Here is a 16,222-nt window from a genome sequence, read left to right as displayed (position 1 = left end):
CTGGCTGGTTCCGCGGTTCGCGCGTCAGGGGCGGGGAAACGGCGGGAAATGTAACCGGCGATCGCGGGGTTCGCGGCCCCGATCGCCGTGCTATAGCGCGCCGCCCATTCGTCAGCCCCGAGCCCCGATGCCACCGATCGTCTCGATCGCGAACCTGTCGAAGGTCTACGCCTCGGGGCTTCACGCCCTGCGCGACGTGAACCTCGACATCGCCAAAGGCGAGATCTTCGCGCTGCTGGGGCCCAACGGCGCCGGTAAATCGACCCTCATCAACGTCGTCTGCGGCATCGTCACGCCGAGCACGGGCGAGATCCGTGTCGGCGGCCACGACATCCTCAGCGAGTACCGCGCCGCGCGCCGGATGATCGGGCTGGTGCCGCAGGAACTCACCACCGACGCCTTCGAGAAGGTGTGGGACACGGTGAGCTTCAGCCGCGGCCTGTTCGGTCTGCCTAAGAATCCCGCGCATATCGAGCGGGTGCTCAAGGATCTCTCCCTCTACGACAAGCGCGAGAGCCGCATCATGCAGCTCTCCGGCGGCATGAAGCGCCGAGTCCTCATCGCCAAGGCGCTCGCCCACGAGCCGCAGGTGCTGTTCCTCGACGAGCCGACGGCGGGCGTCGACGTGGAGCTGCGCCAGGATATGTGGCGCCTCGTGCGCCGCCTGCGCGAGCAGGGCGTCACGGTGATCCTCACCACCCACTACATCGAGGAGGCCGAGGAGATGGCCGACCGGGTGGGCGTGATCCGCAAGGGCGAGATCATCCTCGTCGAGGACAAGGTCGAGCTGATGCGCAAGCTCGGCAAGAAGCAGCTCATCCTGCACCTGCGCGCGCCGGTCACGACCCTGCCCGAGAACCTCGCCCGCCACGACCTCCACCTCGGCGAGGACGGGCGCAGCCTCGTCTACACCTACGACACGCGGCGCGAGCGCACCGGCATCACCGGCCTGCTCCGCGAGCTGGCGGATGCCGGCATCGCCTTTACCGATCTCGATACCAGCCAGAGTTCGCTCGAAGACATCTTCGTCGATCTCGTCCGCGAGCGCGCATGATGGGCGTATCCATGCTGAACGTCCCGGCGGTCCTCGCCATCTACCGTTTCGAGATGGCCCGGTTCTGGCGCACCGCCCTGCAGAGCATCGTCGCGCCGGTGATCTCCACCTCGCTCTATTTCGTGGTGTTCGGCGCCGCCATCGGCTCGCGAATGCAGACGGTCGATGGGGTTCCCTACGGCGCCTTCATCGTGCCGGGGCTGATCATGCTCTCGCTGCTGACGCAGAGCGTCTCGAACGCCGCCTTCGGCATCTATTTCCCGCGCTTTGCCGGCACGATCTACGAGCTGCTCTCGGCGCCGATCTCGCCGTTCGAGGTGGTGCTCGGCTATGTCGGCGCGGCGGCCACGAAGTCGATCATCATCGGCCTCATCATCCTCGGCACGGCCTCGCTGTTCGTGCCGCTGCACATCGAGCACCCGTTCTGGATGGTGTTCTTCCTGCTGCTCACGGCGCTGACCTTCAGCCTGTTCGGCTTCGTGATCGGCCTGTGGGCGGACGGGTTCGAGAAGCTGCAACTGGTGCCGCTCCTCATCGTCACGCCGCTGACATTCCTCGGCGGCAGCTTCTACTCCATCGACATGCTGCCCCCGTTCTGGCGTGCGGTGACCTTGTTCAACCCGGTCGTATACCTCGTCAGCGGCTTCCGCTGGGCCTTTTTCGGCAAGGGCGATGTGGCGGTCGGGGTCAGCATCGCCGCGACGCTGGCGTTCCTCGCCCTGTGCCTCGGGCTCGTGACCTACATCTTCCGCACGGGGTACCGGCTGAAGAGCTGAATTCGGACAGGGGTGGCGATCCGTTCAGAGCGGGCGCACGGCGTCGAGGGTCAGCGTCCGTGCCGCCGCCCCGCATCCGAGGACACGGAGCGAAACGCTCTTGCCCACGCTCAGCATGGTTTCGAGGGAGTGCTTGACCGCGCCGTTGGTGGCGACGTCGAGATTGCGATAGCCGTCCTCGACGTTGATGAAGCTCCGCTGGCCGGTTTTCTCCTCGACGATGACCGACCCGAGAGAGAGCCCGTCGCGGCCGAACGCCCGCTTCACGACCCGGCCCGCCAGATTGGCCGGAAGGCAGCCTTCATCGGTCGAGAGGTTGCTCAAGCCGACGACCTTGCCGGCGGCATAGGTGAGTTTCGGCCGCGCCAGGGCGGTGCCGCCGAACACCAGCAACAGGATCGCCAGGACGATGAGCGCGCTGGCGAGCGCATCCGCCACCACCGAGCGAAGAACGCCGTCCGCGGCTGTCTGCGAAGTCCGACCCGGCATGACCCATTCCCGAAGAATGGCCACAGCTTAGGGGCGGATCGGGCTCCGGGCGCAGTCCGTCAAACGATCTACCACCAATAGGCCGTTCGGATTGGCTCGGGAGCCGGCGGGACAGGCTCTGCCTCGTGAGGCGTGCCGCTACGGACGCTGCTCCAGGAATTCCAGCACGCCCTTGCGGTGCAGCCGGTCGCCGACCGCCGTCGAGTGGTCGCGGTTCGGCAGATCGAGGGCGCGGGCGTTCGGCAGCAGCTTTGCCAATTCCGGGCCCGAGCCCGCCACCGTATCGAGCGTGCCGACCGAGACCAGGGTCGGCGTCTCGATCGCCGAGAGTTCGGCCCGCGACAGGGTTTGGCGCGAGGCGCGGATGCAGGCGGCCAGCGCCCGCAGGTCGCTCTTGGTCTGCTCGGCGAAGGTGCGGAAGGAGGCGGCCGTCGGGTTCGGTGCGGGCGCGCCGGCGGGCGCTTCCAGCGCCTCGGCGATGCCCTGCGGCAGGCCGCGCCCGTCCACAAGGTTGAAGCCGAGCCCGCCGATCAGCAGCGAGCGGACCTCCGCCGGGTAATCGAGCGCCATATGCGCGGCGATGCGTGCGCCCATGGAATAGCCCATCACGTCTGCCCGCTCGATGCCGAGATGGCGCAGCAGCCGCACCGCGTCGCCGGCCATCTGGTCGGAGGTGTAGGATGCGGGATCGTAGAGCTTCTCGCTCTGCCCGTGGCCGCGGTTGTCGTGGGCGATGACCCGGTAGCCGGCCTCGGTCAGGGTGCGGACCCAGAGCGTATTGACCCAGTTCACCGCGTGGTTCGAGGCGAAGCCGTGGATCAGGAGGATCGGATCGCCGCTGCCGCCGGAGGCACCTTCCTTGGGCGGTACGTCGATATAGGCGATCTGCACGCCGTCGGAGTCGAAGCTCTGCATCCCGATGTCTTCGGGTGCCGGCGCGCCGTTGTCAAAGGCGGCGATGGTGCTTCGTGCGACAACGGACGGCGTTTGGCGCGTCGCGCTCGATGGCACCCGACTTGCCGCGGCTGCGCCGGGCTGGCATCACCCCGGCACGATGACGGACACCTCGCCCTACGGCACCTACGCCCCCACCGGCCTCGTTGCGCGGATCGCGGAGCGCACCCAGAAGCTCCCCGAGCATTCCTGGCGTGCGCGGCGGATGGCGATGTTCCTGCGCCGCCTCGCCATCTCGATGATGCGCGGCCGGCCGCTCGACGTCGAGCGCTACGGCGCGCGGATGCGGCTGCATCCCTACAACAACAACTGCGAGAAGAAGGTGCTGTTCACCCCGCAGTTCTTCGATCCGCAGGAGCGGGCCTTCCTCAAGGAGCGCCTGCGTGACGATGCGGTGTTCCTCGATATCGGCGCCAATATCGGCGCCTACGCCCTGTTCGTTGCGGGCTTCACCGGCCGGCGCGCGCGCATCCTCGCGGTGGAGCCGCAGCCCGACGTGTTCGACCGGCTGACCTTCAACATCGGCCAGAACCCGTTCGGCACGGTGAAGGCCATCGCCTGCGCGGTGGCCGACAAGTCGGGCGAGCTGACCCTGTTCATCGATCCGCGCAACCGTGGCGAATCGAGCGTGAAGATCGTCGGCACCCACAAGAACGCGACGGTGCGCGTGCCGGCGGTGACGCTGGTGGAGCTGTGCCGGTCGGAAGGGATCGAGCGCATCGACGCGATCAAGCTCGATGTCGAGGGCGCCGAGGATCTGATTCTGGAGCCGTTCCTGCGCGATGCGCCGGCCTCCCTGCTCCCGTCGGTGCTTGTCATCGAGAACGGCGCCGACCAGTGGCAGATCGACCTGCCGAACCTGCTCAACAAGTACGGCTACCGCCAGATCGCTCGCACGCGGCTCAACCTGATGTTCGAGCGGGTTGAACCGTCGCGCCCGGCGTGAGGATCGGGACGGGCGTGTCGATGGCGACGCCCTCCGGCCCGACCGCGCAGGTATAGGCGTAGGCCTCAACGCCCACTTCCAGCGCCATGCGGAGCGCGCGATCGAAGACCGGGTCGATGTCGCGGGCGACGTCGAAGGCGCCTGCCCGCATCTGGATCACCACGATCAGCATCGCCCTTCCGCCCGCAGTGACGACGCCGGCCAACTCCTCCATGTGGCGGGCCGAGCGGGCGGCCTTGCAATCGGGAAACTCCGCGAGGCCTGCCTGGCGCATGAGGTGGCAGTTCTTCACCTCGACATGGCAGGGCGGCCGGCCGCCGCCGCTGGCCAGGAAATCGACCCGGCTCGCCTTACCGTAGGCGACCTCCGGCCGGAGCGTCTCGTAGCCGATCAGCGGCGCGAGCTTGTTCTCGCGAAACGCCTCGGCGACGAGGGCATTGGGCCGGGCCGTGTTGATGCCGACCCATTGCGGCCCGCCGGGCAGCTCCGCCTCCACCAGCTCCCATGAGAATCCGAGTTTGCGCGCCGGATTGGTCGAGGGCGAGAGCAGCACCCGAAACCCGTCCGTGTTGAGCCCCAGCATCGCGCCGGGGTTGGCGCAATGCGCCGTCACCATCGTCCCGTCGGGAAGCCGCACATCGGCGAGGAAGCGCTTGTAGCGCCGCACGAGGCGCCCTTCGATCAGGGAGGTAGGGAAACGCATCGCGAGCCGGGGCGGAACGAGGGGCTTTCGCTTTCGCGCATCCGCGCCCTAGCTTCCACCCCGATCATCGCCCCCGAGGCCGCATGCCCCAGAGTTCAGACGTCACCGCCGCCATCCTCGTCATCGGCGACGAGATCCTTTCGGGCCGCACCAAGGACAAGAACATCGGCACCATCGCCGAGGTGCTGACCGAGATCGGCGTGGACCTGCGCGAGGTGCGCATCGTGCCGGATGTAAAGGACGAAATCGTCGCCGCGGTGAACGCGCTGCGGGCGCGCTACACCTACGTCTTCACCTCCGGCGGCATCGGCCCGACCCACGACGACATCACCGCCGACAGCGTGGCGGAGGCCTTCGGCGTCGGCATCGACGTCGATCCGCGGGCTCGCGCCATGCTGTTGGAGCGGCACCGGCCGGAGGATCTCAACGCGGCGCGCCTGCGCATGGCCCGCATCCCCGACGGGGCCGACCTGATCGCCAATCCCGTGTCGAAGGCCCCGGGCTTCCGGCTCGGCAACGTCTTCGTCATGGCCGGCGTGCCGCAGATCATGGCGGCGATGCTCGACGAGATTCGCCCGACGCTGACGGGCAACGCGCCGGTGATCTCCGAGACGATCGAGGCGGGTGCGATCCCCGAGGGCAACTTCGCCGGCGGCCTCTCCGACATCGCCGCCGCACATGGCGATGTCTCGATCGGCTCCTATCCGTCGATGACGCCGGAGGGGTTTCGCAACCGCATCGTCGTGCGCGGCCGGGACGCAGACGCGGTGGCGGCCGCGCGGGCGGCCGTGGAGGCCTTGCTGGCCGGACTTCGGCCGTAGGCATTCCACTTCCGGCCGCGAGCCGGATCTCATGAAATAAATCTCTGCGCGCTGGGAGCGCGCAAGCGCTGCCATACGTTGGGCTGCGACGAGACGACCGCCGAGGGCCGCATGTCCCAGGAATCCCGTACGCACGGAGACCCGGAAGACGAGGGTGAAGCGAAGACCCACGGCGCCCATACCCGCGAGAAGGACAACGCCCAGGTCGAGAAGGCCCACCGCCCGGACGCGCTGATCCTGCACGAGATCATCCGGCGGGAAGGCGAGGAGGAGATGCGCCGCACTTGGCTGGCCCTCTCGCTCTCGGGGTTCGCCGCCGGGCTCACCATGGGCTTCTCGCTGATCGTGCCGGGCGTGCTCAAGGGGCATCTGCCGCACGCGCCCTGGGCCGAACTCGTCACCAGCGCGGGCTATTCGATCGGCTTCCTCATCGTTGTGCTCGGGCGCCAGCAACTCTTCACCGAGAACACGGTCACGCCGATCCTCCCGCTCCTCACCGAGAGAACCTTCGGTGCGTTGCTGCGGGTCGTGCGGCTCTGGGGCATCGTGCTCGTCGCCAACATCCTGGCGACGATCGCGATCGCCTCGGTGCTGGCTCATACCGATGCGTTCAAGCCTGAGGTGCGGGAGGCTTTTGCCGAGATCAGCCGCCACACCATCGAGGACCCGTTCTGGACCACGGTGATCAAGGCGGTCTTCGCAGGCTGGCTGATCGCCCTGATGGTGTGGATCCTGCCGGCCTCGGGCTCGGCGGCGCCCTTCATCATCATCCTGATGACGTGGCTGGTCTCGATGTGCGGGCTCGCCCACATCGTCGCCGGCTCAGTCGATGCCTATTACCTCGTCGCCATCGGCGAGATCGATTTTTCGAAGTACCTCACCGGGTTCTTCGTCCCCACGCTGCTCGGCAACATCGTCGGCGGCGTGACGCTCGTCTCGGTGCTCAATTTCGGGCAGGTGGCGCCCGAGATCGAGGATCACAATCGCGTCGGCGCCTGAGCGGGCAGGGGCGCCGCCGGTTGAAGCCCCCAGTCCGCGGCGGATCGATCAGGCTGCGGGCAGCTCCGGCTCGCTGGCGAAATGCTTCGAGAGCTTCAGGCCTTGCGCCTGATAGTTCGAGCCAGCGCCCGCGCCGTAGAGGGTCGCGGGCCGCTCCAGCATGCGCTCGTAGACGAGGCGGCCGACGATCTGGCCGTCTTCCAGGAGGAACGGCACGTCGCGCGAGCGCACTTCGAGCACCGCGCGGGCGCCGGCCCCGCCCGCTTCGCTGAGGCCGAAACCCGGATCGAAGAAGCCGGCATAGTGGACGCGGAACTCGCCGACGAGGGGATCGAACGGCACCATCTCGGCTGCGTAGTCGGCCGGCACCCGCACCGCCTCCTTCGAGGCCAGGATGTAGAACTGGCCGGGATCGAGGATCAGCGTGCGGCTGCCGTCCGCCGGCAGCGGCTCCCAGAAGTCGCGGGTGCGGTGACCCCGCGGCCGATCCACGTCGATCAGACCGGTATGGCGCTTGGCCCGGTAGCCGATCAGCCCGTCGAAGCCCGCGAGATCGACCGAAACCGGCACGCCGCCCTGAAGCGAGGGGGTTGCGGCATCGATCAGCGGGTCGCTGGCGTGGAGCGCGGCAAGCTCCGTCTCCCGTAGCCGCGGGTCGCCCTGGCGGAAGCGGATCTGCGACAGGCGCGAGCCGGTTCGCACCCGCACCGGGAAGGTTCGCGGTGAGATCTCGGCGTAGAGCTGGCCGGCATAGCCTGCCTCGATCTGGTCGAAGGCGCTGGCGCGGTCGGTGATGACGCGGGTGAACACGTCGATGCGCCCGGTCGAGCTTTTCGGGTTGGCGCTGGCGCTGAGATCGGGGGGAGCGCCAGGGTTTCCTGCAATTCGGCGATGTAGACGCAGCCCGTCTCCAGCACGGCGCCCTGCGTCAAGTCGATCTCGTGCAGCGCGAAGGCCTCGACGCAGGTCGCGACCGAACGCCCACTGCCGGGCAGGAAGCTCGTGCGGACCCGGTAGGCGCGGCGGCCGAGCCGCAGGTCGAGGCTGGCGGGCTGGATCTGGTCGGCGGCGTAGGCGGTCGCGGGGCGGATCGCCCCGGCTTGCGTCAGCGCCGTGATGGCCTGCGCCGGCAGGATACCGGATGCTGCCGGCACGTCTCCGCTCATCGTCCCATCCCCTCGCCTTTGCGTTTGGCCTCGGCCGCCGCGCGCTCCGCCGCCTCGATGGCGACGACCATCCGTGCCAGCGCGAGCCGGGCGCAAGCGCCCATCGCCACGAGACCGGCGAGCGCGCTTGCGAGCAGCGGAAACAGATCGGGCCGCAGATAAGATACGCCCGCCACCACAAGCGCACCGATCCCCATCGCCTTGCCGAGCGCCAGCATCGGTGAGGGCAGGCCGCGGATCTCAGTCTCCACGCCCGTCCGCTGCCGGACGGCCCGAGCCGCGATCCGCGCGGCGGTATCGAGGCCGAGCGCCATCACGAGCGCGAGCGCCGGCCACCGGTTCTGAGCCGGGTCCCACCACGCGAAGGCGAGGGCAAGAGCGAGCGTCAGGACGGAGCCGAGAGCCAGCCCCGCCGCCAAGGGCGGTCGGTCGGGCCGCGTAGCCATCAAGGCTCCCTCGAATTCTCCCCGGTGCGAAGCGTTCGGCACGTGGTCTCCGGCCTCCGCTCACCGTAGGATACCGTGATTGACGAGGTTTCTGGCGCCACGTACCACGGCGCGTCGCGGATGTCGCGATGCGGCCTGCGTGCCGTCCACGGAGATGCTTTCACGCGATGTACAAGGCCGAGACGCGCGGCATCATGGTGACGGTGGAGCCCCGTTTCGTCGAGGAGGAGTCCTCGCCGGGCGAGAGCCGCTACTTCTTTGCCTACACGGTCGAGATCGTGAACAACGGCAGCGAACAGGTGCAGCTCCGCTCGCGCCACTGGCGGATCATTGACGGACGCGGCGCCTGCCAGGAGGTGCGCGGCGCGGGCGTCGTCGGCAAGCAGCCGGTTCTCGAGCCGGGCGAGTCGTTCAGCTACACCAGCGGCTGTCCGCTCACCACGCCCGACGGCCTGATGGCCGGCAGCTACACGATGTCCACGATTGGCGGCGAGAGCTTCGAGGCGGAGATTCCGGCCTTCTCGCTGGACTCGCCCCATCTGCGCCGCGTCGTCCATTGACGACGCCGGCCGGCGGCACCCGCCTGACGCCGCTGGAGCTTCTGGAGCGGCTCGTCGCGTTCGACACCGAGAGTTCGAAATCGAACCTCGCGCTCATCGACTTCGTGGCCGAGTATCTCGACAGCTGGGGCGTGCCCCATCTCCGGGTGCCGAACGCGGAGGGTGACAAGGCTGCGCTGTTCGCCACCCTCGGGCCGGTGACGGATGGCGGCGTCGTGCTCTCGGGCCATACCGACGTCGTGCCGGTAACGGGTCAGGCCTGGACCTCCGATCCGTTCCGCCTGCGCGTTGCCGACGGCCGCGCCTACGGCCGCGGCGCCGTCGACATGAAGGGGTTCGACGCCCTGGCGCTTGCCATGGTGCCAGCGGCGCTGGAGGCCGGGCTGACACGGCCGATCCACATCCTGCTTTCCTACGACGAGGAGACCACCTGCCTCGGCGTCGCCGACACCATCGCCCGCTTCGGCGCCGACCTACCGCGGCCGGGAGCCGTGATCGTCGGTGAGCCGACGGAGATGCAGGTGGCCGACGCGCACAAGAGCGTCGTGACCTACAACACCACCGTGCACGGCCACGCGGCGCATTCGGCCAAGCCCGGGCTCGGCGCCAACGCGGTGATGGCGGCGGCCGACCTCATCGCCGAACTGAACCGCATCGCCGACGCGATGGTCGCCCGCGGCGACGCCTCCGGCCGGTTCGACCCGCCGAACACCACCGTGCATGTCGGCGTGATCGAGGGCGGCACCGCCCGCAACATCCTGCCGAAGCTCTGCACCTTCCTGTGGGAGTTCCGCGGCCTGCCCGACCTCGACATGGCCGAAATTCCCGCCCTGTTTGCTGCCGCCTGCGAGCGCGTGACCCGCGAACGCCTCAACCGCTACGGCGAGTTCGGGCACATCGCGACGGTCGAGGAGGTCTCCGTGCCGGGGCTCGCGCTCGATCCGGGCTCCGAGGCCGAGCGGCTGGCCCTGCGGCTCGCCGGCCGCAACGCGACGATCACCGTGCCCTACGCGACCGAGGCCGGACGCTTCCAGCGGGCCGGCATCCCGACCGTGGTGTGCGGGCCGGGCTCGATCGATCAGGCGCATCAGCCCGACGAGTTCATCACCCTCGATGAACTCGCCCGTGGCGAGGCCTTCATGCGCCGGCTGGTCGCGGCCTGCGCCGGCTGAGACCCGTGCCATGATCGTCCGTCCCCGCCCCGGCCTGCTGACGATCCTGTTCGCCATGCGCGGCTCGATCCTGCCGAAGGTCGCGCCGCAGGTCATCGTGATCGCCGCGCTCTCCTTCCTCGTGGTGGCGATCGAGCAGCGGCACGCGGCCTGGTTCCCGGTCACGGCCGGGATCGGTCCCTTCACCCTGGTCGGGCTCGCGCTCTCGATCTTCCTGAGCTTCCGCAACGGCGCCTGCTACGATCGCTGGTGGGAGGCGCGGCGGGCCTGGGGCAGCCTGATCGTCGAGTTGCGCGGCCTCGCCCGGCTTCTGCCGGCACTGCTGCCGGAACCCGAACACGAGGCCCTGCGCCACCGCTGCCTGCGCCGGGGCGCCGGCTTCGCCCATGCCCTGCATGCCCGCCTGCGCGGACTCGACGAAAGCGAGGCGCTCGCCCCCTGGCTGCCCTCGGAGGAGCTTGCGACCCTCGGGCAGCGCCCGAGCGGAGCCGACGCGGCGCTGACGGGACTGACGCGGGATCTCGCCGGGGCGGCGAAGGCCGGCGCGCTGAGCGACGTGCTGTTCGTGAGCCTGGAGCACAAGATCGCCAGCCTCTCCGCGATCCAGGCGACCTGCGAGCGCATTCACGGCACGCCGCTGCCCTTCGCCTACACGCTGCTGCTTTACCGGACGGCCTGGCTCTACTGCCTGCTGCTGCCTTTCGGGCTTGCCGGCTCGCTCGGCTGGTCCACCCCGATCATCGCCGCGCTTGTCGCCTACGCGTTCTTCGGCCTCGACGCGCTCGGCGACGAGCTGGAAGAGCCGTTCGGCACCGACGCCAACGACCTGCCCCTCGACACCCTGCTGCACACCGCCGACGCGGCGATCCTCGATGCGCTGGGCGAGACCGGCCGCGAGGCACCGAAGGCCGACCGGTTCATGCTGCGATAGCCGCGCATCCCTGAAGCGCGGCCAAGGTCGCGGCGAGGACGAGCTTGGCCCAACTAGGGTTTCGCGTCGTCGTCGATGGCCGTTCCGGAGGTTCAGCGCCTGTGACGCGTCGGGGTCGTGGCCCGGCCGGTGAGCCGGCGGCTGATGAAGGCGATGACCCTCGGCAGGACGAGGGCGGTGAGAAGCTTGCGGATCATGGTTGTCTCCCGAATTGCGGCGGTCAGCGCGACGGACGCGCGAGCCAGCCCAGCGTGAAGGCGGCCGCGGCGATGCCGAGCAGGGTCGAGGTGCGGTTGGCATCGGCGTAGCGGACGGCGCGGCGACCGTAATCCCGGCCGCGGCGGCGGGCTTCGCCGGCATAACGGCGCCCATCCCGAAGCAGGTCGTCGGCCCGTTCGCGTGCGGAATGGGCGAAGTGTTCGCCGTCGCGGGCGAGATCTTCGATGCGGTCGCGGGCGCTGCCATAGGCGTATTGCGCCCCGCCGGCCACTTGGTTCGCGGCACCGCGCACTTGGCGGACCGGGTCACCCGTGACGCCGCCGAGGGCGGTCTGGGCACGGCCCTTGATGTGACGGGACGCGCCGCGGAACTGATCGCGGTTCATGGCTCTCTCCGAATGACGAGTGGGAAGGGATAGGGACGGGGCCGGCCCGGCCGGCCCCGAACAAGGATCAGTGCTTGCCGCTGACCTTGTCGGCGAGGTTCTTTGCACCGTCCTTGACGTCGCCGACCGTCTTCTGGGCCTCGCCTTTCAGCTCCTGGGCCTTGCCCTCGGCCACGAGCTTGTCGTTGCCGGTGACGTTGCCGATGCCCTGCTTGACGTTGCCGGCCGCCTCGTTGGCCAGGCCCTTGATCTTGTCGGTCGTGCTGCTCATCGGATGCTCTCTTTTTAGGTGGTCAGGTTCACCGGCAGCGCCGGTCGTGGAGGCTCCCGCCTGCGGCGGCGGGAGCCGAGGGAAGGGTGATCAGGCGCGGCGGGCGTCGTAGGTGCCGACGAGCGTCGTGGGCTTGGGGGCGCCGAGGCGTCCGCCGAAGAAGGCGGCGAGGGCGCCGAGGATCAGCGCCAGGGCCGCGTAGAAGGCGCCCTGGGTGGCGGCGGACTTGGCGGAGACGGCGGCCGCTTCAGCCTTCTGCTTGGCCGTTGCGACGGCCTGCTCGTACTGCTTCTCGTAGCCGTCGATCTGCGCCTTGGCCTGATCGGGCGCGATGCCCTGCGCCTTGGCGAGCGCGTCGGCGGCGCGGCTCTTGGCCTGCTCCTTCTGGGCCGGGTCGCCCGACAGGACGGCACGAACCGCTGCGACAGCCGCATCACGGGCGGCCTGCGGGTCCTGGCCGGCGGACTGCTCGCGAACCGTCCGCTCGATTCCGTCGAGCGGGTTGGCGATCTTCGACAGCGAGGGGGCTGCGGCCTGGGCCGCGGTCTGCACCGTGCCGCCGACGAGGTTGCCGGCGCCGCCGAGCGCGCCCGAAACCGTACCGAGCGTGCCGCCGACGAGGCCGCTCGCGGCCGAGGTGATGAGGTACAGAACCACCAGCGTGGTCACGGCCCAGGCAACGAGGCCGTGCAGGGCGGCCACGCCGGGCAGCGGCTTGCCGGAGAGGCGACCGGCGATGACACCGCCGGCCAGCGAGGCGACGATGCCGGAGACCACGAACCACAGCCCCGCACCGAGCGAGAAGGTTGAGGCGTCCGGATTGTCGGCGGCATTGGTGCCGACGGAGGCCAAGCCGACGCCCACCCCGACGAGGTTCAGGACGACCTGGGTCACGAGAGCGGTCACGGCGCCGGCGAAGATGGCGCCCCAGGACACCTCGTTGAGCAGTACGGCCCGCGTGTCGCCGGCGGCGACGGGGGATAGGCTTGTAGTCGTGGTCACGCAGTTACTCCGGTGGTCAGAGAAGTCGGAAAGAAGGGAGGTGTCAGAGCCGGCTGACGAGAAGGCCCAGGCCGAAGCCGACCGCGGCGGCAATGAGAAGCGAGGTGCCCGGCGCCTCGGAGACGTACCCGCCGACATCGCGGGACCCCTCGCGCAGGGTGCGGCGGCTCCGGTCGTAGGCGTCCTCGGCATAGTCGGAGACCTCGTCTGCGGCGTGCCGGACAGCGTCCTTGGCCTGGCCGTAAAGGTTCTCGGCGGTGCCTTGTGCTTCGCGGAAGCGGCCCTCGACGGAATCGTTCTTCGAGCCGGTCAGGTCGCCGACCGCGCCCTGAGCCTTGCCGCCGAACTCCTTCGCGGCGCCCGTGATCCTGTCCGTATCGACCATGTCATTCTCCTCGTGTTCTTGAAGGACCGGCACACCGATGTGCCGGATGACCTTCGGGTCATTTGCTGCGCGGCGCGGCCTTCGACGGCTGCACTTGGCGCTTCTGAGCCTTGCCCTCGGCCTCGACGCGGGCATCACCCGTCAGCTTGCCGATGGCCTCTTTCACCGAACCCTTGGCTTCGGTGGTGGACGTCGATTTCACGCGGTCGGTCATGAGCACCTCGCGAGTGACTGGGAAAAACCCGGCCGGCTTGAGATGTCCGCTCGCGCGCGCCAATCAATAGTATCAAAATACCAGTAGAGCGGTTTTTATGTACCGGCGGGGTGGAGCGGAAATCCGTTCTCGCGTCCCCAGATCACGGCCTCCGCCCGTTTGTGGACGCCGAGCTTGCGGTAGAGTGCGGCACCGTGGTTCCGGACGGTGTTGCGGGAGAGGTTGAGCCGCTTGGCGATGGCGTCGTCATCGAGGCCGGTGCAGATCAGGTTCAGGATCTGGCGCTCGCGCACGGTGAGGATCGGGCTAGCTCCATCGCCGTCGTGGCCGCCGGGCTGGCGCAGGTTGGCCAGCTTCTCGATGAGCCCGCGACTGAACCATGAGGTGTCGGCCATCACCGCCTCGATGGCCTCGAACAGCTCGCGTTCGCCGCGCTTGCGCTCGGTGATGTCCTGCAGGACGAGCAGAGCGAAGGTTTCTTCGCCGATCTCGACGCGCTCGGCGGAGGCAAGGCAGTCGAGTTCCGACCCGTCCTGGTGGCGCAGGCAGACCTCCTGCCCAGGGACGAAGCCGGTGCGCCCGACCGCCTCCTCGAACCGCTCGCGGGCTGCATCGGCCACCCACAGCCCGGTCTCGGAGGGCGAGCGCCCGACCACGCTGTCCTCGCCGTAGCCGAAGACGCGGGTGAACGCGTCGTTGATGCTGGTCACCGTGAAGCCGTCCAGGCGCGCCAGCAGCGTCGGCACCGGGGTCAACCGGAACGCCGTGGCGAAACGCTCCTCGCTCTGCCGGAGCGCGGTCTCGGCCTTCCGGCGCAGTTCGAGATCGGCGAAAGTGAACAACATGCAGGGCTCTTCGCCCATCTCGATGGGCTGGCCCGCGACGATGACGAAACGCGAACCGCCATCCGGCAGGTTGAGGCAGGCTTCCATCTGCGGGATGGTGCCGCCCTCGTTCAGGCGCGACACGGCGAGGTCGCGGTTGCGGGCGCCGGCCAGCACATCGACCTCGTAGACGCTGCGCCCGATGACGGCATCACGGACATATCCCGTCATCTCCAGGAAGCCGGCGTTTACCTTGACGTGGCGCAGGTCGGGCAGCCGGGTGATAATGGCGGGAGCCGGGTTTGCGTTGAAGGTTTTCTCGAAGCGCTCCTCGGCCTCGAACTGGTCCGACACGTCCTTAAGGATGAGGGCGAGGCAACTCGGCTCGCCGCCGCGGTCGGTGGCGACCAAGCTGCGGAGCGAATGGACGAAGTAGACGTCCGGCGCGTCGGGCCGCCGAACCTCGACGACGACATCGTGGAAACGCTCGCCTGCGACCACCCGCTCGATCGGATAATGCTCGGGCGCGCGATTGTTGCGGTAGCGCAGGGCAAAGCGCTCGCGATAGGCATCGACGGTCGCGCCGAGTCCGTCGAGGGTCTCGACGCCGTGCATGGCAAGCGCAGCCTCGTTGGCGTAGGCGATGGTCTGGTCGGGCTCGACCAGGATCACGCCCTCGCTTAGGCCGGCGATGATCTGCCGAAGCTCATGCCTGTCGACATCCGCCGTCACGCCCGCGTTGCTCCCTCTTGCGCCAAGCTGCCAAGCCGACAGCCGTGCTCAAACGAATTGCGCGCAAAGCGGTTCCGGAACGGATATAGTAATTCGGGATCATGCCGCTGATATCAGGGGACCGAACGCCTCGCTCGGTCCGACGTCTGGTGTCGCGACTGTGAAGCCGTCAGCACCGGCGACGAAGCGTAGGTGGGAGGGCAGTTCGCGTGTGCTGACCGTGTGCCGCGGCCACGGCCGATCTCGGCAGCATCGTCACCGGTTTGACGGGGCGACACGACGATGGGCGGGGCCATCATCGTTCATTTTGAAATTAGGCAAGCATACCCTCGCACCACCCCGCGTATCCGCAAGGCGGTGGTTACGATCGCGCCGCAGAGCCGAAGCTTCTGCACGACCAGATATGCTGAAAGTCGGTCGGGAAGCTGACTTTAACGTTCGCCGGAGCTCAGTGATCTCAACGGCTTACGAGTTTGCAAAGCAGGTGGCGGAGACGGAGGGAATTTCCGAAGGAATGGCCCAACCCGTTCTCCTGCGCACAAGTCTCTGCGGTCGCTGGACTTTCGGGGCATATCGGGGACAAATCGATGTTCCGAGGCGGCCGCCATGCCCCGAAAGCCCGATCTGAAGAACGGCTATCCGGAACTGCACGACGGCTACTACCGCGTCACGATGGGCGTTCCGGCTAAGCTACGTCCACTGCTCAGCTACCGGCTCAAGCAGGCGCTCGGCACGAAGTCTCTGTTATCTGCCAACGTGCTGAAACGGCCCGTCGTGAAGGCTTTCAGAGCGCGGATAGACAAAGCCTGGGGGATACTCGGAGACCAGCCGCGCTCGACTCAAGCGGAAGCAATCGAATGGGCGAAGATTGTCTCCGATGCTCGCCAACGAAACGATCCGGAGCTTTATGAGCTCCTCGAAGCCATTGATCTTCGCGCCTACGAAATCAAGTTCGTAGGCGCGGCAACCCAGCTGGTCGACGTCGACGACGGAGAGTCGCTTGAGCAGCACGAGGAAGCCGTGCCGCGCGAAGATGCGGAACAGCGGGCGGCACACTTCGCGGCCGTGGCTCTCGGCACCGCGACACCCATCGCCCTCCGTCACGACGCCTTCATCAAAAGCACGAAGATCAAGGAGCGATCCCTCAAGGACTGATCGGCCGCCCCCGCGGTG

The 16,222-nt window shown here is 68.4% G+C and carries 19 protein-coding genes and 1 pseudogene; 9 read left to right on the top strand and 11 right to left on the bottom strand.

The features are described from left to right. Window positions 1-127: 127 nt before the first annotated feature. Entirely contained in the window at window positions 128-1,054 is a 927-nt protein-coding gene (locus MSPGM_RS01905) for an ABC transporter ATP-binding protein (protein ID WP_003601755.1), read from the top strand. Further along, window positions 1,051-1,830 carry an ABC transporter permease gene (locus tag MSPGM_RS01900; RefSeq protein WP_003601757.1) on the top strand — a complete coding sequence of 260 codons (780 nt, stop codon included), beginning with the start codon at window positions 1,051-1,053 and terminating at the stop codon, window positions 1,828-1,830. Before MSPGM_RS01905 ends, MSPGM_RS01900 begins: the two co-directional genes overlap by 4 nt. A 24-nt stretch (window positions 1,831-1,854) precedes the next feature. On the opposite strand, the gene MSPGM_RS01895 is transcribed toward MSPGM_RS01900, so the two are convergent. Then, window positions 1,855-2,319, bottom strand: a complete 465-nt coding sequence (locus MSPGM_RS01895; RefSeq protein ID WP_003601759.1) for a hypothetical protein — start codon at window positions 2,317-2,319, stop codon at window positions 1,855-1,857. A gap of 138 nt (window positions 2,320-2,457) precedes the next feature. After that, window positions 2,458-3,234: an alpha/beta fold hydrolase gene (locus MSPGM_RS01890; protein ID WP_003601761.1), complete on the bottom strand. Its 777-nt coding sequence runs from the start codon at window positions 3,232-3,234 to the stop codon at window positions 2,458-2,460. Between the two features lie 43 nt (window positions 3,235-3,277). On the opposite strand from MSPGM_RS01890, the gene MSPGM_RS01885 reads away from it, so the two are divergent. Continuing rightward, entirely contained in the window at window positions 3,278-4,219 is a 942-nt protein-coding gene (locus MSPGM_RS01885) for an FkbM family methyltransferase (RefSeq protein ID WP_003601762.1), read from the top strand. Here the strand turns inward: MSPGM_RS01885 and sfsA are convergent. After that, entirely contained in the window at window positions 4,176-4,922 is a 747-nt protein-coding gene (gene sfsA / locus MSPGM_RS01880; RefSeq protein WP_003601764.1) for a DNA/RNA nuclease SfsA, read from the bottom strand. The genes MSPGM_RS01885 and sfsA overlap by 44 nt on opposite strands. 83 nt (window positions 4,923-5,005) lie before the next feature. On the opposite strand from sfsA, the gene MSPGM_RS01875 reads away from it, so the two are divergent. Both MSPGM_RS01875 and MSPGM_RS01870 read left to right on the top strand, forming a co-directional pair. Then, window positions 5,006-5,743 (top strand): competence/damage-inducible protein A, encoded by a 738-nt coding sequence (locus MSPGM_RS01875; RefSeq protein ID WP_003601766.1) that lies wholly within the window; start codon window positions 5,006-5,008, stop codon window positions 5,741-5,743. A gap of 111 nt (window positions 5,744-5,854) precedes the next feature. Then, window positions 5,855-6,742 carry a formate/nitrite transporter family protein gene (locus MSPGM_RS01870; protein ID WP_003601768.1) on the top strand — a complete coding sequence of 296 codons (888 nt, stop codon included), beginning with the start codon at window positions 5,855-5,857 and terminating at the stop codon, window positions 6,740-6,742. A 48-nt stretch (window positions 6,743-6,790) separates the two neighbouring features. On the opposite strand, the pseudogene MSPGM_RS01865 reads toward MSPGM_RS01870, so the two are convergent. Together MSPGM_RS01865 and MSPGM_RS01860 are read right to left on the bottom strand one after the other, a co-directional pair. Then, a pseudogene (locus MSPGM_RS01865) lies at window positions 6,791-7,908 on the bottom strand (2'-deoxycytidine 5'-triphosphate deaminase). Then, window positions 7,905-8,354: a hypothetical protein gene (locus MSPGM_RS01860; RefSeq protein ID WP_003601771.1), complete on the bottom strand. Its 450-nt coding sequence runs from the start codon at window positions 8,352-8,354 to the stop codon at window positions 7,905-7,907. The pseudogene MSPGM_RS01865 and the gene MSPGM_RS01860 overlap by 4 nt, the downstream one beginning before the upstream one ends. Before the next feature lie 167 nt (window positions 8,355-8,521). Here MSPGM_RS01860 and apaG point away from each other — a divergent pair, with 167 nt between their 5' ends. The 3 genes from apaG to MSPGM_RS01845 are packed head-to-tail and all read left to right on the top strand — an operon-like array spanning window position 8,522 to window position 11,017. Next, window positions 8,522-8,914: a Co2+/Mg2+ efflux protein ApaG gene (gene apaG, locus MSPGM_RS01855; RefSeq protein WP_003601773.1), complete on the top strand. Its 393-nt coding sequence runs from the start codon at window positions 8,522-8,524 to the stop codon at window positions 8,912-8,914. Then, entirely contained in the window at window positions 8,911-10,086 is a 1,176-nt protein-coding gene (gene argE / locus MSPGM_RS01850) for an acetylornithine deacetylase (protein WP_003601775.1), read from the top strand. Before apaG ends, argE begins: the two co-directional genes overlap by 4 nt. A gap of 10 nt (window positions 10,087-10,096) precedes the next feature. Next, window positions 10,097-11,017, top strand: coding sequence for a bestrophin family protein (locus MSPGM_RS01845; protein ID WP_003601776.1), 921 nt, complete (start codon window positions 10,097-10,099; stop codon window positions 11,015-11,017). Window positions 11,018-11,237: 220 nt separating this feature from the next. On the opposite strand, the gene MSPGM_RS01840 is transcribed toward MSPGM_RS01845, so the two are convergent. From MSPGM_RS01840 to MSPGM_RS01815, 6 genes are all read right to left on the bottom strand, one after another. Further along, complete coding sequence (locus tag MSPGM_RS01840; RefSeq protein WP_012752058.1) at window positions 11,238-11,621, bottom strand: CsbD family protein; 384 nt, start codon at window positions 11,619-11,621, stop codon at window positions 11,238-11,240. A 67-nt stretch (window positions 11,622-11,688) separates the two neighbouring features. Then, a complete protein-coding gene (locus MSPGM_RS01835) occupies window positions 11,689-11,892 on the bottom strand; it encodes a CsbD family protein (RefSeq protein WP_012752057.1) in 204 nt (67 codons plus the stop codon). A 90-nt stretch (window positions 11,893-11,982) separates the two neighbouring features. Next, a complete protein-coding gene (locus MSPGM_RS01830) occupies window positions 11,983-12,894 on the bottom strand; it encodes a hypothetical protein (RefSeq protein WP_012752056.1) in 912 nt (303 codons plus the stop codon). A gap of 43 nt (window positions 12,895-12,937) precedes the next feature. Then, complete coding sequence (locus MSPGM_RS01825) at window positions 12,938-13,279, bottom strand: CsbD family protein (protein ID WP_012752055.1); 342 nt, start codon at window positions 13,277-13,279, stop codon at window positions 12,938-12,940. Window positions 13,280-13,337: 58 nt separating this feature from the next. Further along, the gene (locus MSPGM_RS01820) at window positions 13,338-13,493 is read right to left on the bottom strand and encodes a CsbD family protein (protein ID WP_012605517.1); all 156 of its coding nucleotides are present in this window, start codon (window positions 13,491-13,493) and stop codon (window positions 13,338-13,340) included. A gap of 95 nt (window positions 13,494-13,588) precedes the next feature. Beyond that, window positions 13,589-15,049, bottom strand: a complete 1,461-nt coding sequence (locus MSPGM_RS01815; RefSeq protein WP_012752054.1) for a helix-turn-helix transcriptional regulator — start codon at window positions 15,047-15,049, stop codon at window positions 13,589-13,591. Between the two features lie 606 nt (window positions 15,050-15,655). On the opposite strand from MSPGM_RS01815, the gene MSPGM_RS01810 reads away from it, so the two are divergent. Further along, window positions 15,656-16,204: a hypothetical protein gene (locus MSPGM_RS01810; RefSeq protein WP_043766658.1), complete on the top strand. Its 549-nt coding sequence runs from the start codon at window positions 15,656-15,658 to the stop codon at window positions 16,202-16,204. Window positions 16,205-16,222: the final 18 nt, after the last annotated feature.

It is taken from the genome of Methylorubrum sp. GM97 (assembly GCF_024347855.1).
Lineage (GTDB): Bacteria > Pseudomonadota > Alphaproteobacteria > Rhizobiales > Beijerinckiaceae > Methylobacterium > Methylobacterium extorquens.
The sequence above is the reverse complement of the archived record's forward strand: the minus strand, read 5'-3'. Positions and strand labels throughout refer to the sequence as shown.